This is a genomic window from Brevundimonas diminuta 3F5N, assembly GCF_900163625.1.
In the GTDB taxonomy this organism is placed as follows: Bacteria; Pseudomonadota; Alphaproteobacteria; order Caulobacterales; family Caulobacteraceae; genus Brevundimonas; species Brevundimonas diminuta_A.
Window position 1 is genome coordinate 1 of sequence record NZ_FUIE01000020.1, and the last position, 24,482, is coordinate 24,482.

Annotated in this window: 26 protein-coding genes; 5 read left to right on the forward strand and 21 right to left on the reverse strand. The window is 64.7% G+C overall.

Annotated elements, in window-relative coordinates:
- Nucleotides 1-18: 18 nt before the first annotated feature.
- The 16 genes from FM111_RS16120 to lipA all read right to left on the reverse strand — a co-directional run bounded on the left by FM111_RS16120 (nucleotide 19) and on the right by lipA (nucleotide 14,842).
- Nucleotides 19-594 (reverse strand): hypothetical protein, encoded by a 576-nt coding sequence (locus FM111_RS16120; protein WP_143276039.1) that lies wholly within the window; start codon nucleotides 592-594, stop codon nucleotides 19-21.
- Nucleotides 595-596: 2 nt separating this feature from the next.
- Entirely contained in the window at nucleotides 597-1,757 is a 1,161-nt protein-coding gene (locus FM111_RS03380; RefSeq protein WP_167349643.1) for a site-specific integrase, read from the reverse strand.
- Between the two features lie 220 nt (nucleotides 1,758-1,977).
- Complete coding sequence (gene gcvA / locus FM111_RS03385) at nucleotides 1,978-2,931, reverse strand: transcriptional regulator GcvA (RefSeq protein WP_087139325.1); 954 nt, start codon at nucleotides 2,929-2,931, stop codon at nucleotides 1,978-1,980.
- Nucleotides 2,928-3,932 carry a cysteine synthase A gene (locus FM111_RS03390; RefSeq protein ID WP_087139326.1) on the reverse strand — a complete coding sequence of 335 codons (1,005 nt, stop codon included), beginning with the start codon at nucleotides 3,930-3,932 and terminating at the stop codon, nucleotides 2,928-2,930. Before FM111_RS03390 ends, gcvA begins: the two co-directional genes overlap by 4 nt.
- 65 nt (nucleotides 3,933-3,997) lie before the next feature.
- Nucleotides 3,998-5,404 carry a dihydrolipoyl dehydrogenase gene (gene lpdA / locus FM111_RS03395; RefSeq protein ID WP_087139327.1) on the reverse strand — a complete coding sequence of 469 codons (1,407 nt, stop codon included), beginning with the start codon at nucleotides 5,402-5,404 and terminating at the stop codon, nucleotides 3,998-4,000.
- A 2-nt stretch (nucleotides 5,405-5,406) separates the two neighbouring features.
- Nucleotides 5,407-5,886 (reverse strand): glutathione peroxidase, encoded by a 480-nt coding sequence (locus FM111_RS03400; protein ID WP_087139328.1) that lies wholly within the window; start codon nucleotides 5,884-5,886, stop codon nucleotides 5,407-5,409.
- A 72-nt stretch (nucleotides 5,887-5,958) separates the two neighbouring features.
- Complete coding sequence (locus FM111_RS03405) at nucleotides 5,959-7,233, reverse strand: pyruvate dehydrogenase complex dihydrolipoamide acetyltransferase (RefSeq protein ID WP_087139329.1); 1,275 nt, start codon at nucleotides 7,231-7,233, stop codon at nucleotides 5,959-5,961.
- Entirely contained in the window at nucleotides 7,230-7,535 is a 306-nt protein-coding gene (locus FM111_RS03410; RefSeq protein WP_087139330.1) for a DUF5076 domain-containing protein, read from the reverse strand. The genes FM111_RS03405 and FM111_RS03410 overlap by 4 nt, the downstream gene beginning before the upstream one ends.
- Complete coding sequence (locus FM111_RS03415) at nucleotides 7,532-8,890, reverse strand: pyruvate dehydrogenase complex E1 component subunit beta (protein WP_087139331.1); 1,359 nt, start codon at nucleotides 8,888-8,890, stop codon at nucleotides 7,532-7,534. Before FM111_RS03415 ends, FM111_RS03410 begins: the two co-directional genes overlap by 4 nt.
- A 3-nt stretch (nucleotides 8,891-8,893) precedes the next feature.
- Complete coding sequence (pdhA, locus tag FM111_RS03420) at nucleotides 8,894-9,922, reverse strand: pyruvate dehydrogenase (acetyl-transferring) E1 component subunit alpha (protein ID WP_087139332.1); 1,029 nt, start codon at nucleotides 9,920-9,922, stop codon at nucleotides 8,894-8,896.
- A gap of 113 nt (nucleotides 9,923-10,035) precedes the next feature.
- Nucleotides 10,036-10,356 (reverse strand): FtsB family cell division protein, encoded by a 321-nt coding sequence (locus FM111_RS03425; protein ID WP_087139333.1) that lies wholly within the window; start codon nucleotides 10,354-10,356, stop codon nucleotides 10,036-10,038.
- A 153-nt stretch (nucleotides 10,357-10,509) separates the two neighbouring features.
- Nucleotides 10,510-11,787, reverse strand: a complete 1,278-nt coding sequence (gene eno, locus FM111_RS03430; RefSeq protein WP_087139334.1) for a phosphopyruvate hydratase — start codon at nucleotides 11,785-11,787, stop codon at nucleotides 10,510-10,512.
- 166 nt (nucleotides 11,788-11,953) lie between these two features.
- Entirely contained in the window at nucleotides 11,954-12,136 is a 183-nt protein-coding gene (gene rpmF / locus FM111_RS03435; protein ID WP_087139335.1) for a 50S ribosomal protein L32, read from the reverse strand.
- A gap of 148 nt (nucleotides 12,137-12,284) precedes the next feature.
- Nucleotides 12,285-13,406 (reverse strand): NAD(P)/FAD-dependent oxidoreductase, encoded by a 1,122-nt coding sequence (locus FM111_RS03440; protein WP_087139336.1) that lies wholly within the window; start codon nucleotides 13,404-13,406, stop codon nucleotides 12,285-12,287.
- Nucleotides 13,407-13,410: 4 nt separating this feature from the next.
- Nucleotides 13,411-13,863 carry a type II toxin-antitoxin system RatA family toxin gene (locus FM111_RS03445; protein ID WP_087139337.1) on the reverse strand — a complete coding sequence of 151 codons (453 nt, stop codon included), beginning with the start codon at nucleotides 13,861-13,863 and terminating at the stop codon, nucleotides 13,411-13,413.
- A 4-nt stretch (nucleotides 13,864-13,867) separates the two neighbouring features.
- Nucleotides 13,868-14,842: a lipoyl synthase gene (lipA, locus tag FM111_RS03450; RefSeq protein WP_087139338.1), complete on the reverse strand. Its 975-nt coding sequence runs from the start codon at nucleotides 14,840-14,842 to the stop codon at nucleotides 13,868-13,870.
- Nucleotides 14,843-15,044: 202 nt separating this feature from the next.
- Between lipA and FM111_RS03455 the strand changes: the two genes are divergently transcribed.
- Together FM111_RS03455 and FM111_RS03460 are read left to right on the forward strand one after the other, a co-directional pair.
- Nucleotides 15,045-16,601, forward strand: a complete 1,557-nt coding sequence (locus FM111_RS03455) for an AMP-binding protein (RefSeq protein ID WP_373407952.1) — start codon at nucleotides 15,045-15,047, stop codon at nucleotides 16,599-16,601.
- A gap of 82 nt (nucleotides 16,602-16,683) precedes the next feature.
- On the forward strand, nucleotides 16,684-17,094 hold the full coding sequence (locus tag FM111_RS03460) for a DoxX family protein (RefSeq protein WP_087139340.1): 411 nt from the start codon (nucleotides 16,684-16,686) through the stop codon (nucleotides 17,092-17,094).
- Nucleotides 17,095-17,115: 21 nt separating this feature from the next.
- Here FM111_RS03460 and ygiD read toward each other — a convergent pair whose 3' ends face one another.
- From ygiD to FM111_RS03480, 4 genes are all read right to left on the reverse strand, one after another.
- A complete protein-coding gene (ygiD, locus tag FM111_RS03465; RefSeq protein ID WP_087139341.1) occupies nucleotides 17,116-17,871 on the reverse strand; it encodes a 4,5-DOPA dioxygenase extradiol in 756 nt (251 codons plus the stop codon).
- A 4-nt stretch (nucleotides 17,872-17,875) separates the two neighbouring features.
- Nucleotides 17,876-18,478, reverse strand: coding sequence for an NAD(P)H:quinone oxidoreductase (gene wrbA, locus FM111_RS03470; protein WP_087139342.1), 603 nt, complete (start codon nucleotides 18,476-18,478; stop codon nucleotides 17,876-17,878).
- Nucleotides 18,479-18,568: 90 nt separating this feature from the next.
- Nucleotides 18,569-19,033 carry a hypothetical protein gene (locus tag FM111_RS03475; RefSeq protein WP_087139343.1) on the reverse strand — a complete coding sequence of 155 codons (465 nt, stop codon included), beginning with the start codon at nucleotides 19,031-19,033 and terminating at the stop codon, nucleotides 18,569-18,571.
- Complete coding sequence (locus tag FM111_RS03480) at nucleotides 19,030-19,890, reverse strand: M15 family metallopeptidase (RefSeq protein ID WP_087139344.1); 861 nt, start codon at nucleotides 19,888-19,890, stop codon at nucleotides 19,030-19,032. The genes FM111_RS03475 and FM111_RS03480 overlap by 4 nt, the downstream gene beginning before the upstream one ends.
- Nucleotides 19,891-20,010: 120 nt before the next feature.
- On the opposite strand from FM111_RS03480, the gene FM111_RS03485 reads away from it, so the two are divergent.
- Genes FM111_RS03485 through FM111_RS03495 form a run of 3 tightly spaced genes read left to right on the forward strand, consistent with a single transcriptional unit; the run spans nucleotide 20,011 to nucleotide 22,862 of the window.
- Nucleotides 20,011-21,396, forward strand: coding sequence for an MFS transporter (locus FM111_RS03485; RefSeq protein WP_087139345.1), 1,386 nt, complete (start codon nucleotides 20,011-20,013; stop codon nucleotides 21,394-21,396).
- The gene (mazG, locus tag FM111_RS03490; RefSeq protein ID WP_087139346.1) at nucleotides 21,397-22,185 is read left to right on the forward strand and encodes a nucleoside triphosphate pyrophosphohydrolase; all 789 of its coding nucleotides are present in this window, start codon (nucleotides 21,397-21,399) and stop codon (nucleotides 22,183-22,185) included.
- The gene (locus FM111_RS03495; protein WP_087139491.1) at nucleotides 22,182-22,862 is read left to right on the forward strand and encodes an HAD family hydrolase; all 681 of its coding nucleotides are present in this window, start codon (nucleotides 22,182-22,184) and stop codon (nucleotides 22,860-22,862) included. The genes mazG and FM111_RS03495 overlap by 4 nt, the downstream gene beginning before the upstream one ends.
- Here FM111_RS03495 and FM111_RS03500 read toward each other — a convergent pair.
- Nucleotides 22,853-24,481 (reverse strand): Na+/H+ antiporter, encoded by a 1,629-nt coding sequence (locus FM111_RS03500; RefSeq protein WP_087139347.1) that lies wholly within the window; start codon nucleotides 24,479-24,481, stop codon nucleotides 22,853-22,855. The genes FM111_RS03495 and FM111_RS03500 overlap by 10 nt on opposite strands.
- Nucleotide 24,482 lies beyond the last annotated feature (1 nt).

Below are 24,482 nucleotides of genomic sequence, written 5' to 3' on the forward strand. Positions count from 1 at the left end.
CCTTTCAAGGGGCGGACTCTAGCTCCGCGTGGAGGAAATTCTCAGGGGCACGTCAAAGCTCGAGGCGTCTCGAACGCCTTTATATTTATCCAGATCGTGTCCAGGAAGCGCGCGAACAAAATCCAAATCAGCGGGATGCCAGCGTCCAATTTCCCAAGCGCACGCGAAACGTATCGCAGATCTTATCGCAACAGCGTCATGCCTAGATAGTTGATCTCGGAACTGATCGATCCATAGTTTTTGAAAATCGTTAGGGGTCAAAGTCGCAACCGCAAACACTATCGCGTGAAGCTTTCCCTCGTCGTGCATCGCTATATAGCGATGGCCGTAGTTCATTACGGTTGTAACCGAACCTTCAATTAATCTGTCAGCTAAATGCGCCCGGATAAACTGATCGATCCATGGGTGATCAAAGCTCAATCTGAGGTTTCTAATACCTCCATTAATGTGCAGCGACCACTCGCTCAGAGCAGGCTGTTTAAGCGTCACATCTTTGCGGCCGTAACGATCCCTGTACCTGACCAAGGGCGGCATGGCCGGCAAAGCAGGGAGGGGAGGGGGCTGTTGATCGAGCGGAAAAAGTGAATACTGCACCACTAGCTCCACACTCCGCTTCGCAACGCTGCCAGAGTGTCATCGAAACTTTCGTTCCACATCTTCGCGTAGCGCGGCTCGAAGAATGCGCGAGCATAGTGAAATGGCATTTCTGAACCTGGAGCCCACCCCATAAAGGGACGAATCCTGCGCCCTATTTCCTCAAACTCCATCCCGCCCTCCGAAAATCGTTGATACCTGACTACAGCTGCTGTGTGTCGAAGCGAGTGGGGCGAGAGTTGGTCATTAGCTCGCGCGGCCAAGGCATTGCGCGCCTGAGCAGAAAGACTCCGTTTTATCTTCAGGAATATCTCATTGAGTGACTGCTTGGATATCGGAGCCCCTTCCTGCGAAGAGAATAGGTACCCATGCGCCGGGTCACCGCGATAATGAACGATATAGTTGTCAATCGCTGCTGTAAGTGCTCTCGACAGCGGCAGGTCGCGGCTTGCCCAATGGTTCTTCAGTTGCGGTGAACTGGATCGTCGATCTTCGTGCTCTGGCGGGCGAATACTGACCCAAAATACCTGTTCTCCCGTGCGAAAATCGAACTCATTCTGAAGGCTATCGGGTGTAAGAAGAAGCAATTCACTGCGACGCAAGCCAAGCTGGAATAGCATTAGAGCCATGGCATAATTCCGCCACCGATTTGTCTCAGTGCGAAACGGATTTCTCTCGCTGTCGGGGTTCACGATGTCAAACACATCTTCTAGGACAATGGCAGGCAAGGACTTTACTTGGATCGACGCAGTAGCTGCTTTTGGCTGGGCGCGTAGCTGCGAATAGGAGCGCTGAAGACGCTGCAGGTCCTTCGATAGATCTCGAGGATCGGCCCCGTTAATCATACTTAGGACACCGAACACGAAGCGCCTTTGGAGCGCCCAACGCTTCTCCGGCGCCGTTTGAGACTGATGACCTAACAAGGCTGAGGACAGTACGCGTTGGATAGCGTTGAGATCCGCAGCAACAAGCGCTCGATCGAGGTCGACTGGCGGATTCAGGCGTTCAGCATCATGATAGAGTTGGGATATAGCAAAGGCATGTTTTTCGCGCGTCGCGATGGCCTGGTGTGCGTTGAGAAAATCAAGCCATATCGTTGCGGCATACCGAGGTAGCCCGAGCGCATCGGTGCATACTGGACCGCGCAAGGATGCTGGGATCAAACTCATACGCCAAAACACACAACCAACCGTAGCTGTCGTAGCTTCAGCAGGATTAGACGGGAATGATCAAGGGCATACGTGTCGAATGGAGCCCGCCCAAGCCCAAGCTGCTGCGCTGTTTTGAATGGCTGCGCAGCTTGGGCTTGAGCTCATGTTGCAACGGAAATGAACTTGGTCGGCCTTCGCATAATATATCTTAGGCGATAAAAACCAACACGCCTCACAGATCATCGACGCTCGCCTCTGCGGCTGCTTGCGCCTCTTCCTTCAGCCAGGCGGCAAAGGCTCTGGCGGGCGCTGACGCGCCGCTGCGCTTGATCAGGACGTAGTAAGCCAACGCCGTGCTCAGCGCGCCGTCAGCGAAAGGCGCCACCAGGCGGCCGGATGCCAGATCCCCGGCTACGAAGGCATAAGGCGCCAAGGCCACGCCCTGGCCGTGTGCCGCCGCCTCGATGGCCAGCGCTGTCTGATCGAACCGCGGCCCTGCCTGGACGTCAGTGTTCGTCAGTCCACGCGCCTTGAACCAGGCCGCCCAGTCCGGGCGCGGTTCCTCCAACTCGCTGGGACGCAAGTGAATCAGCACATGGCGCGCCAGGTCTGACGGACGACGCAAGGCGTTTTCGCCCATAGTTAACGACGGTGCGCAAACCGGGGTTACGTCAGCGTCCAGCAGTTTTTCGGATCGCACGCCAGGATAGTCGCCCCGGCCATAGCGAACGGCCACGTCGACCCGTCCGCCGCTGACATCGGCCAGGCGCATGTCAGCGGACATCCACACCTCGATTTCAGGATGCGCGGCCGCGAAACGGGCGATGCGCGGCGCCAGCCATTTCGAGGCGAAGGACGGCGGTACGCTGACCGCCAGGGCGTGACGCCGGTCGGGGCGATACAGCAGATCCCCTGCCCGTTTCAGATAGTCGAACCCGTCACGCAGCAAGGGGTAGAGTTCGGCGCCCAGCTCGGTCAGGGCGATCTGGCGGCCTTCACGATGGAACAGAGGCGCGCCGGCGTGTTCCTCCAGGATGCGGATCTGCTGGCTGATAGCGCCTGGCGTGACCGAGAGCTCTTCGGCGGCGCGGGTGATGTTGAGACGACGTGCTGCAGCCTCGAACGCCTTCAGGGCGTTAAGCGGCGGAATCCGACTTTCGGCGGCTGGTTCCTTGCGGCGGGTCATCGGCTTATCCAGTCGGGCGCCGGCAGGCCGCGTGCGTTGAGGAAGCCAGGGTCATAGATCTTGCTGGCGTAACGCTGGCCCGCGTCGCACAGCACGGTCACGATGGTGTGGCCGGGTCCCATGTCGCGGGCCATGCGGATGGCGCCCGCGATGTTGACGCCGCTGGACGGGCCGAGCGACAGCCCCTCGTCCCGCACCAGATCGAACAGGATGGGCAGGAACTCGGCGTCCTCGATCCGATAGGCGTGATCGACCGACAGGCCGTTCAGGTTGCCGGTGATGCGGTTGACGCCGATGCCCTCGGCGACCGAACCGCCCTCGCCTTTCAGCACGCCTTCGGTGAACCAACTGTAGAGAGCGGCGCCCGGCACGTCGGCCAATCCGATCTTCAGCGCCGGATTCTGTTCGCGCAGATAGGTCGTGGTTCCGGTCAGGGTGCCGCCTGAACCGACAGCGCAGATGAAGCCGTCTATGTGGCCGTCGGTCTGTTTCCAGATTTCCGGACCGGTAGCTTCATAGTGAGCCAGGCGATTAGCCAGATTGTCGAATTGATCGGCGTAGAAGGCGCCGTTCGGTTCGCTGTCGCTCAGTTCCTCGGCCAGACGGCGCGAGAAATGGACGAAGTGGTTGGGGCTGGCGAAGGGCGCCGGATCGACCTCGATCAGACGAGCGCCGTGCAGGCGAACGGCGCGCTTCTTCTCTTCCGTCTGGGTGCGCGGCATGACGATGACGACCGGGTGGCCCAGCGCCGCGCCGACCAACGCCAGACCGATGCCGGTGTTGCCCGCGGTGCCCTCGACGATGGTCCCGCCGGGTTTCAACGCGCCCGAGGCGCGCGCCGCACGAATGATGCTGAGCGCCGCACGATCCTTGATCGAGCCGCCGACGTTCAGGAACTCGGCCTTGCCCAGGATTTCGCAGCCGGTCAGCTCCGAAGCGCGCTTGAGGCGCACCAGGGGCGTGTTGCCGATCAGGCCGAGGACGTCAGGCGCGACAATCATGGAAAATCCGAACCATGGGGAGGAGCGATCCTCTTAGCCACAGTTCAGATTTTCTAACAACCGCCCTAGATGTGGATCACACGGCCATAGGCGTCCAGGGCGGCTTCGTGCATGGCCTCGGACATGGTCGGGTGCGGATAGACGATGCCGTGGATGTCTTCCTCGGTCGCTTCCATGGTGATGGCGGTGACGTAGCCCTGGATCATCTCGGTGACGTCGGCGCCGATCATGTGGGCGCCGATCAGGGCGCCAGTCTTGGCGTCGAAGATGACCTTGACGAAGCCTTCGGTCTCGCCCGCCGCGATGGCCTTGCCGTTCACCTTGAAGGGGAAGCGGCCGATCTTGACCTCACGGCCTTCGGCCTTGGCCCCCTGCTCCGTCACCCCGACCGAGGCGACCTGAGGCTGGGCGTAGGTGCAGCCAGCGATGGGCGAATGGACGTTCGGCGTCTTGTAGCCGGCGATGTGCTCGGCGGCGTGAATGCCTTCGTGCGAGGCCTTGTGCGCCAGCCAGGGCGCGCCGGCGCAGTCACCGATGGCGTACAGGCCCTTCACATTGGTCTGGCAGTGGCTGTCGGTCTTGATGTGGCCGCGATCCAGTTCGACGCCCAGCGCCTCCAGCCCGATGCCGTCGGTGTTGGCGGTGATGCCGACGGCCGAGATGCAGACCTCGGCCTCCAGGCTTTCGGCCTTGCCGTTGACTTCAAGATCGACCTTCACGCCCTTGGAATCCTTGGTGACCTTCGTCACCTTGGCGCCGAGCTTGAACTTGATGCCGCGCTTCTCGAAGCCCTTCTGGGCGGCCTTGGAGACCTCTTCGTCCTCGACCGGCATGACGCGGTCCACGGCTTCAACGACCGTCACCTCAGCGCCCAAAGCCCGGTAGAAGCTGGCGAATTCGATGCCGATGGCGCCCGAACCGATAACGACGAAGGTCTTGGGCAGCTTCTTCGGCGCCAGGGCGTCGCGATAGGCCCAGATCTTGTCGCCATCCGCCTCCAAGCCGATCTGCGGCAGGGCGCGGGCGCGGGCGCCGACGGCCAGCATGACGGTCTTGGCTTCGATCGCGCGCGTGCCGCCAGCCTTCAGCGCCACGACGACCTTCGGCGCAGCCGCGCCTTTCTCAAGCTTGGCTGAGCCCTCGATGACCTCGATCTTGTTCTTCTTCATCAGGAAGCCGACGCCCTGATTCAGTTGCTTGGCCACGCCGCGCGAACGCTGGATGATGGCGTCAAAATCGAACGACGCGCCCGAGGCGGACAGGCCGTAGTCCTTCAGGTGCGACAGGCTTTCGAACTTCTCGCCCGACTTCAGCAGGGCCTTGGTCGGGATGCAGCCCCAGTTCAGGCAGATGCCGCCCAGGTTCTCGCGCTCGACGATGGCGACCTTCTGGCCCAGTTGGCTGGCGCGGATGGCCGCGACGTAACCGCCGGGGCCCGAGCCGATGACGACGAGATCGAATTCAGCAGCCATGATCAGATCAACTTCTCGATGTCGGCCTTGATGGCCTCGGGTTCAGTCTGGGGCGAATAGCGCGCGACGACGCGGCCTTCGCGGTCGGTCAGGAACTTGGTGAAGTTCCACTTGATGGCCTGGGAGCCCAGGAAGCCGCGCTTCTGTCGGGTCAACCAGGCATAGAGGGGGTGGCGGTTCGGTCCGTTGACCTCGACCTTGTCAAACAGGGGAAAGGTCACGTCGAAGCTGCTGGCGCAGAAGGCGGCGATTTCCGCCGCCCTGCCCGGCTCCTGCGCGCCGAACTGGTTGCAGGGAAAGCCCAAAACCTCGAACGGCGCGTCGGCGAAGTCGCGGTGCAGCTTCTCCAGCCCGTCATACTGACCGGTGAAGCCGCACTTGGACGCCGTATTGACGATCAGCAGCGCCTGACCGCGAAAACGATCCAGCGAGACGTCCGCGCCGTCGATGGCGCGGGCGGAGAAGTCATAGACCGAGGTCATGACTTCACCCCTCCCACTTTTTCAGCACATGATCTCATCCGAAAACCGCTGACACTTTTCGGGATCATGTGATTAGGCCAGCATCGCCACGGGATCTTCGATCAGCGGCTTGAACGCCTGCAGGAAGCGGGCGCCCGTCGCGCCGTCGACCACGCGGTGATCGCAGGTCAGGGTCACGGTCATGACCGTGGCCACGGCCAACTGCCCGTCCTTGACGACCGGACGTTGCTCGCCTGCGCCCACGCTCATGATGCAGCCTTGCGGCTCATTGATGATCGAGGAGAAGGACTTGATGCCGAACATGCCCAGGTTGGACACCGAGAAGGTGCCGCCCTGGAACTCTTCCGGCTTCAGCTTGCGCTCGCGCGCGCGCTTGGCCAGATCCTTGGACTCGGTCGCGATCTGGGCCAGACCCTTGGTCTCGGCCTTGCGGATGATCGGGGTGATCAGGCCGCCGTCGATCGCCACCGCCATCGAGACGTCGGCGTTGTGGTGCATGGCGATGCCTTCCGGGGTGTAGGAGGCGTTCGCCTCCGGCACCATCTTCAGGGCCAGCGCAGCGGCCTTGATGACGAAGTCGTTCACCGAGACCTTGATGCCCTGCGGCTCCAGCATCTTGTTCACCTTGGCGCGGACGGCCATCAGCTGGTCGATCTCGCAGTCGATGAACAGCGGGAAGTGCGGCACGTTCTGGATGCTGTCGACCATGCGACGGGCGACGGCCTTCTTCATGCCGTCCAGCGGGATCAGATCGTAGCTGCCGTCCGGGATGCCCATCTGGGCCAGCGACATGACCTTGCGCGGTTCGACGCCTGCCGCAGGGGCAGCAGCAGCCGAGGCGACCGGCTTGGCGCCGCCCTTGCCTGCGGCTTCCACGTCACGCTTGACGATACGGCCATGCGGGCCGGTGCCGGCCACGCTCTTCAGGTCCAGACCGGCCTGAGCGGCCATACGGCGCGCCAGCGGCGAGGCGAAGATGCGGCCGCCGTCATCAGACTTCGGTGCGGCCGGAGCAGACGCCGCCTCGGCCTTCGGAGCCTCCGTCTTAGGCGCTTCAGCCTTCGGCGTCTCAGCCGGAGCATCAGTCTTCTTGGACGCAGGCGCCACGTCGTCGCCGGACAGACGGGCGATCGGCGTATTGACCTTCACGCCTTCGGCGCCTTCCGGCACGAGGATTTCCAGCACTTCGCCTTCGTCCACGGCTTCGACTTCCATCGTCGCCTTGTCGGTCTCGATCTCGGCGATCACATCGCCGGCCGAGACTGTGTCGCCGACTTTGACGTGCCACTTGGCCAGGACGCCCTCTTCCATCGTCGGAGACAGGGCGGGCATCAGGATGTCGGTCATTGAGCGGTCTCCGTCTGCTGGCTGGAAGCCGCCTTTTCGTGCGCGGCGTCCCAGCTGTCGCGGATAGCCTTAAAGGCTGTCGGCTGGTCGAAACCGTGCATGTCGGCGTAGGCGTGAGAGAAATGCCAAGCCAGTTCGGCCAGCACGACGCCGATGTTCGCCGGTTCGCGCAGAGCCGGGCGGATGTTCATCTGCGGCCCGTCGACGTTCCACCACACGCGGATCAGTTCCAGCACCTGTTCATCGGCGCCGTCGAGCCCCTCGGGGATCGATAGAGCCTTGGCTTCCAGGGCCTCCGTCATGCCATCACCTTCTTCACGGCGGCGACGATCTTGTCGACGCCCGGCAGAGACAGGGCTTCCAGATTGGCGGCATAGGGCAGCGGCACGTCTTCCTGGTGCACGCGCAGCGGCGGAGCGTCCAGGTAGTCGAAGGCGTGTTCAATCACGCGGGCCACCACTTCGGCGCCGACGCCCATCGGACCCCAGCCTTCTTCGGCCGAAACCAGGCGGTTGGTCTTCTTGACGCTCTCAACGATCGTCTCGTGATCCAGCGGACGCAGGGTGCGCAGGTCGACGACCTCGGCCGAGATGCCTTCTTCAGCCAGCTTTTCGGCGGCCTGAAGGGCGAAACCGACCATGCGGCTGTGCGCCGTGATGGTGACGTCCGTCCCTTCGCGGCGGACCTTGGCCTTGCCGATCGGCACGACGTAGTCCTCAACGTCCGGCACGTCGAACTCGTGACCGTACATCATCTCGTGTTCAAGGAAGACGATGGGGTTCGGGTCGCGGATGGCGGCTTTCAGCAAACCCTTGGCGTCAGCAGCGTCATAAGGGGCGATGACCTTCAGGCCCGGAACCTGAGCGTACCAGGCCGAATAGTCCTGGCTGTGCTGGGCCGCCACACGGGCGGCGGCGCCGTTCGGGCCGCGGAACACGATCGGGCAGCGGATCTGGCCGCCCGACATGTACAGCGTCTTGGCAGCCGAGTTGATCACATGGTCGATCGCCTGCATGCCGAAGTTCCACGTCATGAACTCGACGATGGGCTTCAGGCCCGCCATGGCGGCGCCGACGCCCAGGCCAGCGAAGCCGTGCTCGGTGATCGGGGTGTCGACCACGCGGCGATCGCCGAATTCCTGTAGCAGGTCGCGGCTGACCTTATAGGCGCCCTGATACTGGGCGACTTCCTCGCCCATCAGGAAGACGGCCTCGTCGCGGCGCATTTCCTCAGCCATTGCGTCGCGCAGGGCGTCGCGGATGGTGGTCTTCACCAGCTTGGCGTCAGCGGGGATTTCCGGGTCGCGCAGTTCCACCTTGGGCTGAACCGGCGCAGCAGCGGCCGCCACGGCGACAGGCGCTTCGGCCTCGACGGCGGTCATCGGCTCGGCGGCCTTGGGCGCAGGCGCAGCGGCGCCGTCTTCGTCTGCCAGACGGGCGATCGGCGTGTTGACCTTCACGTTCTCGGCGCCTTCGGCCACGAGAATTTCCAGCACTTCGCCTTCATCGACGGCTTCGACTTCCATCGTCGCCTTGTCGGTTTCGATCTCGGCGATCACCTGACCGGCCGACACGACGTCGCCAGCCTTGATGTGCCACTTGGTGAGCGTGCCCTCTTCCATCGTGGGGGACAGCGCCGGCATCAGAATGTCCGTCACGTATCAGGCCTCCACGTAGACGTCGGTATAGAGCTCGGACGGGTCCGGCTCAGGGCTCTCTTGAGCGAACTGCACGGCTTCGGCCACGATGGCCTTCACTTCGTTGTCGATCGCCTTCAGCTCTTCCTCGGTCGCCTTGGCGGCGGCCAGCAGCATCTTCAGGTGGTCGATCGGATCGCGGGTCTTCTTGACCTCGTCCACCTCTTCCTTCGTCCGGTATTTGGCCGGGTCGGACATGGAGTGGCCGCGATAGCGGTAGGTCTTCACTTCCAGGATGTAGGGGCCTTCGCCGGCGCGGGCGCGGGCCACGGCGCGGGCGGCGGCGTCACGCACGGCCAGCACGTCCATGCCGTCGACCTGTTCGCCCGGAATGCCGAAGCTGGCGCCGCGCTGATACAGTTCGGTCGTGGAGGACGAGCGTTCGATGCTCGTGCCCATGGCGTACTGGTTGTTCTCGATGATGTAGATGGCCGGCAGCTTCCACAGCTGGGCCATATTGAAGCTCTCGTAGACCTGACCCTGATTCGAGGCGCCGTCGCCGAAGTAGACGAAGCTGACCGAGTCATCGCCGCGGTACTTGCCCGCGAACGCCAGGCCCGTGCCCAGCGCCACCTGGGCGCCGACGATGCCGTGACCGCCGTAGAAGCCGGTCGGCACGTCGAACATGTGCATCGACCCGCCCTTGCCCTTGGACGACCCGCCGATGCGGCCCGTCAGCTCGGCCATGACTTCCTTGGGGTCCATGCCCGCGACCAGCATGTGGCCGTGGTCGCGATACCCCGTGATGATCTTGTCGTAGCCCTGCTTGACGCTCTCCTGAACGCCAACGGCCACGGCTTCCTGACCGATGTACAGGTGGCAGAAGCCCCCGATCAGGCCCATGCCGTACAGTTGGCCCGCGCGCTCTTCAAAGCGGCGGATAAGGACCATCTCGCGATAGAAACGCAGCAGGTCTTCCTTGGAAGCCTGAGGCGTGTTCGGAATCTTGTCGCCCGTGCTGGGCGAGTTTTTCTGAGCGGCGGCTTTCGCCATCCGGCATCTCCCGGCTTACACCCCTGTTTCAGGGACTCTTATCGTTACAGAAAGGGGCTTTAGCAGCCTTCGTTCCCGAAACGCAAAGCAGCCAGCCGGGCTGTAACAATAGTTCAGGAGGCGCGCGTCGCGTCAGGGTTGTGGCCAGCGGGGCCGTTCAGCCGCACCACATAGTCGCGCGGGTCGGCGAAGCCGATCACCGCCCTCGCCCGTTCCTCCAACAGATCCTTCGACAGGCTCTCTGTGCGCAGATAGCGGACACGGACCTCCAGGTCCTGGCGCTGCTCGGCCAGGCGGCTCAGCTGTGTCTGGCGCTGCTCCAGCAAAGCGTCGCGTTCACCGCCACTTAGCAGGCCGCGTTCACCCGTCAGGGCTTGCACGCCCAGATAGGCGATCAGCAGCAACAACAGGATGGACGGCAGGTAAGGCTTCATCTGCTCGGGCACGACGGACGCTCCTTCTGAGCGCGCATAAACACAGTGACCTATCAGTGAGGGAAAATGCCTAACGAACCGTAGCTTGGCCGTAATTGCGAACGCCGCCCCCGAGGTCCGGAGGCGGCGCCCAGCACATCTTCGTGATGCGGCTTATTTCAGCAGCATGCCGTCGCCGAAATAGGCGGCCTGGTCGCCCAGCATTTCTTCGATGCGCAGCAGTTGGTTGTACTTGGCCGTCCGGTCCGAACGGGCCAGCGAGCCGGTCTTGATCTGACCGCAGTTGGTGGCCACGGCCAGGTCGGCGATGGTCGAGTCTTCGGTCTCGCCCGAACGGTGCGACATGACGGCGGTGTAGCCCGCGCGGTGCGCCATATCGACGGCGTCCAGCGTCTCGGACAGGGTGCCGATCTGGTTGACCTTGATCAGGATGGAGTTGGCCAAGCCTTCACCGATGCCCGCGGCCAGACGGCGCGGGTTGGTCACGAACAGATCGTCGCCGACCAGTTGGACGCGATCGCCGAGGCGGTCCGTCAGCAGCTTCCAGCCGTCGAAATCGTCTTCAGCGCAGCCGTCCTCAATCGAGACGATCGGGAAGCGTTCGACCAGGTCGGCCAGATAGTTGACCATGCCCTCGGCGTCGAAGGACTTGCCTTCGCCTGCCAGCTCATACTTGCCGTTCTTGAAGAACTCGGTCGAGGCGACGTCCAGCGCCAGGTGGAAGTCCTCGCCCGCCAGATAGCCGGCCGCCTGGCCCGCCTTGGTGATGAAGGTCAGGGCTTCGTCGGCCGAGGCCAGGTTCGGGGCGAAGCCGCCCTCGTCGCCGACGTTCGTGTTGTGACCGGCATCCTTCAGCGCCTTCTTCAGCGCGTGGAAGATTTCGGCGCCCATGCGCAGGCCTTCCGAGAAGCTCTCGGCGCCCGTCGGCATGATCATGAATTCCTGAATGTCGATCGGGTTGTCGGCGTGGGCGCCGCCGTTGATGATGTTCATCATCGGCGTCGGCAGGATGCGGGCCGAAACGCCGCCGATGTAGCGATGCAGCGGCAGGCCGGCCGAGATGGCGCTAGCCTTGGCTACGGCCAGAGACACGCCCAGCATGGCGTTGGCGCCCAGGCGCGACTTGTTCTCGGTGCCGTCCAGTTCGATCAGGGCCTCGTCGATGCGGCGCTGGTCCTCAGCGTCCATGCCGGACAAGGCGTCGAAGATCTCGCCGTTGACGGCGTCGACCGCCTTTTCGACGCCCTTGCCGCCCCACAGGTCCTTGTCGCCGTCACGCAGTTCGACAGCTTCGTGCGCGCCGGTCGAGGCGCCCGACGGCACCGCCGCGCGCCCGAAGCTGCCGTCTTCCAGCATCACGTCCACTTCAACCGTCGGATTGCCACGGCTGTCGAGAATCTGGCGGGCGACGATGTCGACGATATCGGTCATGAAACTTTGCGCTCTGACTGAGTTGGGAAAGGTCGGGCCGGTTTAGACCAGACCCGTTGGAATCGCCACAGCCGAGACTGCGGCGAACATATGCGAAAACGGCGCGCGAGAAGCTCGCGCGCCGCTGAACATGCGCCCGGCCGAAGCCGGATCGCCAGAGGAGACCTTAGTCTTCCTTCTGGGTCAGAACCTGACGGCCCTTGTACATGCCGCTCTTCAGGTCGATGTGGTGGGGACGACGCAGTTCGCCGGTGTCCTTGTCTTCGACATAGGTGTTGGCGCCCAGGGCGTCATGAGCACGACGCATGTTGCGACGCGAGGGGGATACTTTGCGCTTCGGAACGGCCATGTCCGTCTCAATCTCTAAGTCGGTGCGCCGGTGAAGACGCGAAAACAACAGCGGCGGCCCCCCGATAAGAGCCGCCACGCGAGGGCGGGCTTATGCATGAAGACGCAACCGATTTCAAGGGTCTCGGCGCAGGTCGACGGAATAGACGTCAAACCCCTGCCGTAAGGCTTTCCGCCACGGCCTCGCCGATAGCCAGAGAACTGGTCAGGCCAGGGCTTTCAATGCCGAACAGGGCCATCAGCCCCTCCATTCCGTGATTCGCCACGCCGTGGAGCTGGAAGTCCGGCTGCGGCTCGCCCGGTCCGTGCAGCTTGGGCCGGATGCCGGCGTAGTCAGGCGTCAGCCGCTCCACCGTCACGCCCGGCCAGAAGCGGCGGATGTAGCGCGCGAACTCGTCGGCCTTGGCCGGATCGACGGAATAGTCCTCGGTCTCGACATAGGCCAGGTCGGGGCCGAACACGCCCTGCCCGCCCAGATCCTTGCGGTAATGGGTGCCTAGCGCGCCAGGAATGGGCGGCGGATAGATCAGGCGGTTGAACGGCGCTGGTCCGGTCAGGCGGAAATAGATTCCCTTGCCCAGATGGCGCGCCGGAATATCGGCGGCGGGATAGCCATCGATTCGCGCGGCAACATCCTGAGACGACAGGCCGGGCGCCGTGACCAGAAGACGGCTGCTCAGGCTCATCGCCCCCTCCCCGCCCACACGGATCGAGAATCCGCCGCCCGGCAGGCTTTCAGCCCTCTCGAACGGCGCCGAGATCACGACCGAGCCGCCCGCGTCCTCGATCTCGCCCTGTAGCGCCAGCATATAGCCGTGGCTGTCGAACACCCCGCTCTCGGGTGAGAGGATAGCGGCGTGGGCGTTCAGCTCCGGTTCCAGCCCCCGCGCCTGGGCGCCGGTCAGATGCTCCAGCCGCTCGACGCCGTTGGTCGTCGCCTGCTGGAAGATCGCCTCAATGCGTTCAACCTCGGCCTCTTCGGTCGCCACGACCAGTTTGCCGCACTTCCAGTGGTCGACCTTGCGGCTTTCCAGGAAGTCGTAGAGGGCGCGCCGCCCCTCGACGCAGAACTTCGCTTTCAGCGAGCCGGTCGGATAGTAGAGGCCGCCGTGGATCACCTCGGAATTGCGCGAGGAGACGCCCTGGCCGATGTGCGGCTCCTTCTCCAGCACCAGCACCGTCAGGCCGCGCCGCGACAGCGCCCGACCGCAGGCAAGCCCCACAGCCCCCGCGCCCACGACCGTCGCATCGAAGTCGAAAGGCGCGCCCATGGTCCTACCTCTTGCCGTAGAGAGCCTTAGCCCGGCCCTCGAAACACTGGATCAGCTTGTCGACCGCCCGGTCGAAGTTCGCCTGAAGCATCATGTCCAGCATGCGCGACTTGAAGGCGAAGTCGATGGAGAATTCCAGTCGCGTCCCCTGCGGATGCGGATGGAACTCCCAGCGGTTCTTCAAATGCTTGAACGGGCCGCGGATCAGGCCGACCTCGACCTTGGGCGCGTGAACGTCGTGACGCACCCAGGTCGAGAACTTTTCAGTCAGGAAGGCGAACCCGACCCCGGCCTCTGCATCCAGCAGATGCACGCCCGGCGCCTCGTCCCGCACGTTCCAGACGCGCATGGAGGTGATCCACGGCACGAAGTCGGGATAGGCGCGCACGTCCGCCACCATGGCGGCGAGTTGCTCGGGCGCATAGGGCAGGATGCGCGTTACGCGATGGACGGCCAAGGGTTCAGCGGCCGTTCCGGGACGACAGCTGGGCCTCGCGCGCTGCGCGCAGCCGGGCGAAGTCATCGCCCGCATGGTGCGACGAACGCGTCAGCGGCGACGACGACACCATCAGGAAGCCCTTGGCCCTGGCGATCGCCTCATAGGCCTTGAACTCTTCCGGTGTGACGAAGCGGTCGATGGCGGCGTGCTTGCGCGTCGGCTGCAGGTACTGACCAATGGTGATGAAGTCGACGCCGGCGGAACGCATGTCGTCCATCACCTGCATGACCTCTTCCTTGGTCTCGCCCAGGCCGACCATGATGCCGGACTTGGTGAACTGGTTCGGGTCGCGCTCCTTGACCATCTGCAGCAGGCGCAAGCTGTGGAAGTAGCGGGCGCCCGGCCGGATCTTCAGATACAGGCGCGGAACCGTCTCGAGGTTGTGATTGAAGACGTCGGGCGTGGCGTCGATCATCACATCGGCCGCGCCGTCCTTGCGCAGGAAGTCGGGCGTCAGGATTTCGATGGTGGTGTTCGGCGCCTGGATGCGGATCTGGCGCACCACTTCGGCGAAGTGGGCCGCGCCGCCGTCGGACACATCGTCACGGTCCACCGAGGTGATGACGACGTGGTTCAGGCCCATCTGGGCGACGGCCAGGCCGACCTTGCCCGGCTCTTCCGGGTCCAGCGGTTGCGGCAGGCCGGTCTTCACGTTGCAGAAGGCGCAGGCCCGCGTGCAGGTGTCGCCCATGATCATCAGGGTGGCGTGCTTCTGGCTCCAGCACTCGCCGATGTTCGGACAGGCGGCCTCTTCGCAGACAGTGTGCAGCCCCTTCGAGCGCACGATGTCCTTGGTCGCGTTGTACTGGCCCGAGCCGGGCGCCTTCACGCGCAGCCAGTCAGGCTTCTTCAGCACCGCCGATTCCGGGCGGTTCTGCTTTTCCGGGTGACGAAGCTCAGACGGCTTCTTCTGCAGGGTGTCGATCAGCGTGACCATCGCCGGCGGTCTGGCTCCTGTTTCTGAAGGCGGTATGTCGGCTTTCCGATGTGTAAAGGCAAGGCACAGACGGTTTCAGTCCGACAACAGAACGTCATCACGCGACGTTACGCATCTTTTCAAGGCGACCTTACGTCACTAGGTTCCGGCCTCTTGTAACCGAGAGGGCCGCGCCAGAGCTCTCCGAAGGAGGACGTGCTTGTTGCGGGCTGCCCTGGACCCCAAGGTCTATGAAGAGACCCTGTTCGACGCGCTGATCGATGCGCGCGCCCGCTACGGCGACAAGGAGATTCTGGAAGACCAGGATCGCCACCCACTGACCTATACGGGCTTGATCCGCGCCGCCTTCGTGCTGGGCCGCAAGATCGCCAAACTGACCCAGCTGGGCGAGCGCGTCGGCGTTCTGCTGCCGTCCAGCGCAGGCGTGGTCGTGACCTTCTTCGCCCTGCACGCCTTCGGGCGCGTGCCCGTCATGCTGAACTTCACATCGGGCGAGGCCAACCTGAAGGCTGCGCTGAAAACCGCGGGCGTGAAGAAGATTTTGTCGGCCAAGCGCTTTGTCACCCAGGCCAAGCTGGATGACCTGATGGAGGCTCTGGGCGAGGTTTCCGAGATCGTCTGGCTGGACGACATCCGCAAAACCATCGGCTTTGCCGACAAGATGTACGGCCTCAGCGCCGGCATGGCCCCCAAGCGGTTTCGGGTGAAGACCGATCCGGATTCGGCGGGTGTGGTCCTGTTCACCTCGGGCAGCTTCGGCGCGCCCAAGGGCGTGGTGCTGAGCCAGAAGAATCTGGTCGCCAACGCGCGCCAGGTCGCGGCGCACATCGACCTGAACCCCGACTGGGTCATGTTCAACCCGCTGCCGACCTTCCACTGCTTCGGCCTGACCGGCGGGGTGCTGCTGCCTCTGTTGCAGGGCCTGAAGGCGTTTGAATATCCGTCGCCGCTGCACGCCAAGCAGATCACCGACCTGCTGCCCCAGGTGAAGGCGTCAATCCTGTTTGCGACCGACACCTTCCTGAACCAGTACGCCCGTGTGGCCGAGCCGGGCGATTTCGCCACCCTGCAGTTCGCCGTGGCGGGCGCGGAAAAGGTTCGCGACGAGACTCGCCAGATGTTCAACACCAAGTTCGGCGGCGTCGAACTGCTGGAAGGCTACGGCGCCACCGAGGCGGCGCCTGTGGTGGCGGTGAACCACCCCGACCGCAACCGGCCGGGCACGGTGGGCCAGATCCTGCCGGGCATGGAATACCGGATCGAGCCGGTCGAAGGCATCGAGGTCGGCGGCCGCCTGTTCCTGCGCGGGCCGAACGTGATGGAAGGCTATATTTCGCCGAGCGACCCCGACAATCTGGAGCCCCTGGCGGGCGGTTGGCACGACACCGGCGACATCGTCGATATCGACGCCGAGGGCTACATCACCATCCTGGGGCGTGCGAAGCGCTTCGCCAAGATCGGCGGCGAGATGGTGTCCCTGACGGCGGTCGAGGGCATGGCCGGCGGCGTCTGGCCGACAGGTCATCACGCCGTCATCGCCGTGCCCGACAGCAAGAAGGGCGAGCGCCTGGTCCTGGTTACAGACGTCGCAGGGGCTGAATCCGCTCGCCTCACAGAATGGGCCCGCGACAACGGGGCGCCCGAACTGGCCGTGCCGAAGAAGATCATCAAGGTCGAGACCATCCCGGTCCTGGGCACCGGCAAGACCGATTATGTGACCATCCAGAAGATGGTTGAGGATGAACTGAAGCGCGCCTGACAAGGCGCTTGCCGTTCGGCGCAAGTGTCATAACCTCGGCCGTCCGGTCCCGCTCGCGGGGCGTAACGGCCGAGGAGACTTCATGGCCCGACGTTCGACATCCCTGGCCACCTGGGAACCGCATTTTCTCAGCATCCTGAGAATCGTCTCAGGCCTGCTGCTGCTCCAGCACGGCGCGCAAAAGATCCTGAGCTTCCCGCCCGGCGGGCGTGGCGGCGTGGTCGACCTGTCGACGTTGGCAGGCTGGTCCGGCCCGATCGAACTGGTCGGCGGCGTCCTGCTGGTGCTGGGTCTGTTCAGCCGCCCGACCGCCTTCATCCTGTCGGGCTTCACCGCCGTGGCCTACTGGATGGTCCATGCCCCGCAAGGCCCCTACCCCATCAACAACGGCGGGGAGCTGGCGGCGCTCTACTGCTTCGTCTTCCTGTACCTGGTCTTCGCCGGGCCGGGGCCGTGGTCGCTGGACAACGCCCTGCGCGGCGGCCGCCGCTGAGACAGGTGGCGCGGCGTCCGGTTAGCCGATCCGGACGCCCGTCATCGAAATCGAACCGCCGTCGATCACATCGTTGAAGAAACTCAAGGATTCGCCGGGCGCCTGTTGAGCGGCGACGTAGAGCAGCGGCAGGTAGTGCTCGTCCGTCGGCACGCTGAGCTGCGCCTGTTCGGCCAGATGGACCCAGTCGATCAGGGCGTCATGATCGCCCGTCGTGAAGGCGCGTTTCACCGCCTCGTTGAAGTCGACGGCCCAGTCATAGGGCTCGCCGCCCGCGCGTTTCCACATCCGGAGATTGTGCACGAAGTCGCCCGAACCGGCGACGATCACGCCTTCATCCCGCAACGGGCGCAGGCGCCTGGCCAATTCATAATGGGCGCGGGCGTCGATGGTGCGATCCAGCGACAACTGCACCACAGGCACGTCGGCATCCGGCCAGACATGGGCCAGCACGGACCAGGTTCCGTGATCCAGCCCCCACTGCGTCGTCTGGGCGGCGCCGGTCAGCTCCGCCACCCGGTCCGCCAGAGCAGGCGAGCCGGGCGCGGGATATTGCATAGCGTGAAGTTCAGGCGGGAAGCCTCCGAAATCATGGATAGTTTCCGGTCGCTCCTGCGCCGTCACGCCCAGCCCGCGCGTCTCCCAGTGGGCCGAGACCATGACGACGCCTTTCGGTTTGTCGATCTCCTCCCCCAGCGCGCGCCAGGTGTCCGCGAAGGGACTGCCCAGGGCGTTCATGGGAGAACCGTGACCAAAGAAGAGTGCGGGCTGGCGCATGATTTTAACCGTGAAGTTTCTTGGCGATCTCAGCGATATGTTTGCCTTGGAAGCGCGCGCCGTCCAGTTCGGTTTCGCTGGGCGTCCGCGAGCCGTCGGGGGCCGAAATGGTCGTGGCGCCGTAAGGCGAGCCGCCGGTGATCTCGTCCAGGCGCATCTGGCCGGCGAAGGCGTAGGGCAGACCCGCAACCAGCATGCCGTGGTGCAGGAAATAGTTGTGCAGACCGGCGAAGGTCGTCTCCTGGCCGCCGTGCTGGGTAGCCGAGCCGGTGAAGGCGCCGCCGACCTTGCCCAGCAGCGTCCCTTGCGCCCAGAGCCCGCCGGTCTGATCCAGGAAGGCGCGCATCTGCGAAGCGGCCGTGCCGAAGCGAGTGCCTGCGCCGATGATGATGGCGTCATAGTTCGCCAGATCGGCCACGGCGGCGACCGGCGCGACCTGGTCCATCTTGTAGCCCGAGCTGCGCGCCAGCTCTTCCGGCACGGTTTCCGGGACGCGCTTGATGTCCACCACGGCCCCTTCGACCTGGCGCGCGCCTTCGGCGACGGCCTCGGCCATGCGTTCGATGTGGCCATAGGTCGAGTGGTAAAGGACGAGAATCTTGGGCATCACGGCTCCGGTTGAATCTGAAACGATGCTTACGGTAACTGCATCAGTGTCTGATTTAACGTCATGCTGCGCCGCCGCAAGCCCTTCCTCTCAAAAATCCGACAAACCGATGGGACAGACCCGCGCATAGAAGGCGGGATCGGCCGGAACCCGCGCGCCCCGCGATTGCAGGAAGCGGTGCTCGACCACCATGGCCTGCTGCTCGATGTTCAAGCCAATCCACTCGCAGCGGTCATCCACCGGATAGGTGTAAGCGCCCGGCCCATCGCCCGCCTTCAGCTTTCCTGTCAGCAGATTGACGCCGTTCTGCGCCTGCCAGACGTGAACCAGTTCATGAATGAAGACCGCCTGGGTCCGCAGCGGCGCCTGCGACAAATCCGGCGCCAGGGTCGCCCTGGGCCAGACGATCCAGTCGCGTCCGAACCAGCGCCCCGGCACAAAGGCCCGGTTGAACGGCCAAGGCGATCCCAGAAAGCGGATGTCGTCCAGCCGCAGGTCACGCCCGAACACTTCGCGCGCCAGAGCCGCCTCGCCATGCGCCAACGATCGGATCATCGACCGACCCACTCCCAGTGCCAGGGCTCATAGACGTAGGGGACGAAGCCGAACCGCCCGGCGTTCTTGACCAGCCAGCGATAGGTCGGGGTCTGGCTCATATGGCGACGGCTGTGGACATCGGTGGAATCGACGCCCATGCCCTGCAGGTGGCCGACATACAGATCGACCGCTGTGCCCGTCCTGTGCGGTGAACAGACGGCGCGCCTCAGACCGTCGCAATTGCCGTCGCGCGCACATCGCGCCGCATCGGCTTCGGGATCGCGGAAGGACGAGAAGACGCGCAACAGTTCCGGCTCGGCGGCGATCTCCGGCACTTCAGCGCGGGCCGCCGCCGCCATGGCGCGATAGGCGTCCAGCACGTCGCGACGCAGCAGGCGCGTCAGGCGCTCGGCGTGTTCCTCGCCCGTCGTCAGATAGGCCAGGTCGCCGACAGGCGGCGGATCGGGACATTCCCCCCTCACCCGCGCCATGACGAAAGGCCGCCGTTCCTGCCACAGGCCGCGCAGCACCTGGAAGGTCGCCTGGTCGAACCGCCCGCTGGCCGTCAGTCCATATCGGCCCTGAAACGCCGCCAGAGCCTCGGCGAATCCCGCCGACGTCGGATCGCAGGGAGAGCCGACCTCCTGCTGCATCAGCGGCACATAGGCTTCCCAACCCAGTTCCGAAGGCCCGAACGGCGTCCACTCCAAGGCGTAGAGCGATATGGCGTTCGCCTCCGCGGTATCGTCCCATGCGCCGGGTGTCCGGTCGCAGATCTGGGCCGTCGGAACCGGTTCCGGCGCCTCGGCGCGCGCGTGTCCTGCGAAGGCGACGGCGGTCAGGGCGGCGAAGAGAGAGGCGGACGCTTTCCACATGGCCGCAGCAGGCCTCAGGATGAGAGTCGCCGCAACCCCTTGCGCGGTCTTCGCGCCTGCGTCGAAAACCTGCATGGTGACGGTTGCGGCCGACTCGCGCCGCGAACGGGCCGTGACCGCATGACCGCAACCGCCGCGCCTTCGTCCGCCATTGCAGCGCCCGACGCGCCGCGTCGATCCAACGCCATTCTGGCCGCCTTCTCAGGCCCGTGCCTGCCGCTGGCGGCCTTCGGCGTGGCCCTGCCCGTCACCCTGCCGGAATTCTACGCCACCCATGTCGGCATCGAGATGGGCATGGTGGCCGCTGTCTTCATGGCCGTACGGCTGATCGACATCTTGTTCGACCCCTTCATCGGCTGGGGCATGGACAAGACGCGCACACGCCTGGGCCGCTATCGGCCGTGGATGGCCGTGGCGACGCCGATCCTGATGCTGGCGGCGCTGATGATGTTCGTGACGGTCCAGCCGGGCGCCGGGCCGGTTTATCTGTTCGCCTGGCTGCTGGTTCTCTACCTCGGCTTCTCCATGGGCACGTTGGGCCAGTTGGGCTGGGCCGCCGTTCTGGCGCCGCAGTACGACCAGCGCAGCCGGGTCTATGGCTGGTGGCAGGTGTTCAACATCATCGGCGTGATCCTGATCCTGATCCTGCCGACCATCGTGGTGAAGACGGGCATCGGCGACTACGCCGACGGCGTGCGGATCATGGGCTGGGCCATCATCATCGCTCTGCCTCTGACCATCGGCCTGGCCATGGTCGCCGTGCCCGAGCCCGTCAACGCCGGCGCCGCGCCGCACGGCGGGCCGAGCGCCTACCTGGCCCTGTTCAAGATGAAGACGGTGCGCAAGCTGCTGATCGCCGACCTACTGCTGGGCATTGCGCCGGGCATCACGGGGTCGCTGCTGTTCTTCTTCTTCGGCCAGATCAAGGGCTACGACCACACCCAGGCGTCGCTGTTCATGCTGATCTACTTCATGGCCGGCCTGGTCGGGGCGCCTATCTGGGCCTGGCTGGCGACCAAGATCGGCAAGGATCGCGCGCTCGCTGTCGCCAGCCTGATCTTCGCCGTCTTTTATGTCGGGGCGACGCTGGTTCCGGGCGGCAACTTCGCCCTGACGGCGGTCGCCATGTTCATCGCCGGTCTGCCCTATGCGGCGGGCCTGTTCCTGCTGCGCGCCATGATGGCCGATGCGGGCGACGAGGTCCGGCTGAATACCGGCGTGGACCGCACCGGGCTAATGTTCTCCATCCTGTCGGCCACGACGAAGATGGGACACGTCTTCGCCCTGATTCCCTACGCCATCCTGCCGCTGGTTGGGTTCAAGGCCCTGCCGGGGCCGGAAGGGAACAGCGACTTCTCCCTGTTGGTCCTGCAGATCCTGTTCATCGCCGTGCCGGGCCTGCTATTGGCGGCCACCGCCTGGGTGCTGAAGGGTTATCCCCTGACGCCGCAGCGGCATGACGAAATCCGCGCCGCCCTGGCGCAAAGAGACGCCGGACACGCCTGAATGACCCACCCCGTCGACCGCCTGAAGGACATCATGGTTCGCCTGCGCGATCCGAACGGCGGCTGCCCCTGGGACGTTGAGCAGACCTTCCAGACCATCGCCCCCTATACGATCGAAGAGGCGTATGAGGTCGCCGACGCCATCGAGCGCGGCGACATGGACGAGCTGAGGGTCGAACTGGGCGACCTGCTGTTCCAGGTCGTCTTCCACTCGCGCATGGCCGAGGAAGCCGGGCATTTCCAGCTGGAGGACGTGGCCGAGGCCATGGCCGACAAGCTGGTTCGCCGCCATCCGCATGTCTTCGGTGACGAAGCCGCCAAGGCCACCGGCCCGGCCCAGAAGGACCGCTGGGAAGACATCAAGGCCGCCGAACGCAAGGCCAAGGAACAGCATGGCGTGCTGGACGACGTGCCGGTCGGCCTGCCCGCCCTGACCCGCGCCGCCAAGCTGACCAAGCGCGCGGGCCGTGTCGGCTTCGACTGGCCCTCTACCGACGAGGTCTTCGACAAGCTGGCCGAAGAGGTCGAGGAACTGCGCGTCGAAATCGCCGCCGGCGACAAGGAAAAGGCGCGCGAGGAACTGGGCGACCTGCTGTTCGTCGTCGCCAACCTGGCCCGCAAGCTGGAGGTCGAACCGGAAGACGCTCTGCGCGCCGCCAACGCCAAATTCGTGCGCCGCTTCGCGTTCATAGAGGCCGAGCTGAAAAAGGACGGCCGCACGCCAGAACAGTCCGACCTGCCGGAGATGGACGCCCTGTGGGACGCCGCCAAGGCGGCCGAGCGCGCGTGAGCCAGGGGCCGTTCGACCTCATCATCTTCGACTATGACGGCGTCATCGCCGACAGCGAGCTGCTGAACAATGCAGTGATGGCTGAACTGCTCAGCGAAATCGGCCTGCCGACCACGCTGGACGACGCTCTAGCGCTCTACCTCGGCAAGCGATGGCTGGACTGCGAGCCGCTCATTTCTGAGCGCCTGGGCGCGCCCTGTCCGCCCGGCATTCAGGCCGAGTGGACGCGCCGTTGCCACGACCGCGCCCGGCGCGACCTGACGACCGTCGCGGGGTTCGAAAGCTTTCTGGCCGAGCGTAGCGAAGCGCGCTGCATCGCCTCGTCCAGCCCGCCGGACTGGATCGAGCTGGGGCTTCGCCATTTCGGGGCTCATGAGACTTTTGCCGGGCCGATCTTCAGCGCCGCGGTCCACGTCAGCCGGGGCAAGCCGCATCCCGACCTGTTCCTGTACGCCGCAGACGCCATGAAGGCGGCGCCGCAACGCACGCTGGTGATCGAAGACAGCCCTGCCGGCGTCCTGGCGGGAGCCGCGGCGGGCATGACCGTCGTCGGTCTTTGCGCGGGCGGCCACATCCGCGGCGATCACCCGCAGCGCCTGACCCAGGCCGGAGCGCATCAGGTGTTCGACAGCTACGCAGCCCTGGCCGCCTGGATCGCGGACGACGCTCAGACGTAGCGCAGTTCCTGTAGGTCGATCTCGCGGATCAGCTTGCGCGCCGTCTCTTCATCGATCAGCCGCTGGCGGCCTAAGCGGACCAGTTCCTCACGTTCAGCGACAAGGCCGGTCAGGCGGAGGCGTCGCTCGATCTCGTCGGCGCGGCGAGCCTGAACCACGGCGTCCTCCTCCATGCTGGCGCGCATGTCGATGCGGTGGCGATAGACCTCCATGACCCGCGTCGCCGTCTCCGCATAGAAGTCAGGGTCCAGCTTGCCCTCGGCCATGGCGTGCTGGGCGTCCTCGATGGCGCGGATCGCGGCCCAGGCGGCGGCCACGCGGGACCGGCTTTCTTCGGCCTGATGATCATCCTCGGGCGGGAGCTGCACGCCCTTCAGCAGGCGCGGCAGGGCGATCGTCGCCAACACCAGGGAGACGATGATCACCCCCGCCGCCAGAAAGATCGCCAGATTGCGCGCTGGTAAAGGCGAACCGTCGCTCAGATAGAACGGCAACGTCAGGATGCCCGCCAGGGTGATCGCCCCGCGCACCCCGGCCAGCGACATGACGGCCACCAGCCTCAGTCCGACCTTGGGCGGCGCGCTGCGGCCCTTGCGGCGGAACAGGGTCAGCTTCAGCGACGTCCACACCCACGCGAAGCGCAGGGCCGCCAGCGCCGCGACAATGGCGAAGACGTAGACGGCCAGCCACCAGACTTCGCTGTGCTGGGTGGTGCGGATCACCTCGGCTGCGCGGGCCATGATGGACGGCATCTGCTCGCCCAGAATGACGAAGATCAGCCCGTTGGCGACGAACTGCACCGTGTCCCACACGACAGCCCGACGAATGCGCGTCGCAGCCAGGGCCGATCCCTGCCGCTCGGTGAAGCTCATGGTCACGCCGGCCGCCACCGCCGCCAGAATGCCCGAGGCGTGGATCGCTTCGGCCGCCAGATAGGCCGCGAAAGGCATCAGCAGGCTGATCAGGATCTGGCCGCCGACGTCCTCGCCCCAACGGCGGCTGATGAAGGCTTTCACCAGGCCGATGGTCAGGGTGACGGCGATGCCGACCGCCACCCCCGCAACCGCCAGCCAGGCGAAAGTTCCGAAGGCGCTGGATAGAGAAAAGGCGCCGGTCGTCGCCGCGATCACCGCGATTCGCATGCAGGTCAGGCCGGTTGCGTCGTTCAGCAGCGACTCGCCTTCCAGGATGTGCACCAGGCGTTTGGGGATCGGCGCCCGTCCGGCGACGGCCTGGACCGCGATCGGGTCCGTCGGCGACAGGATCGCCGCCAGGGCGAAGGCTACGGCCAGCGGCATGGCCGGGATCATCCAATGGATCAGGAAACCCAGGCCCAGAACGGTGAAAACCACCAGCCCAAGCGCTAGCTCAAGGATCACCACCTTGTCCCGGAACAAGGCCTCCTTGGGGATGCGCCAGCCGTCCACGAACAACAGCGGCGGCAGGAACAGCAGGAAGAAGATATCCGGCTTCAGGTCGACCGACTGGCCCGTGATCAGCACCACCCCCGCCCCCAGGGCGATCTGCACCAGAGGCAGGGCGATGCGCGTGATGCGAGCCACCCATCCCGACAGCACCACGGCCAGCAACAGGAAGAGGACGGTCTCGATCAGATGCATG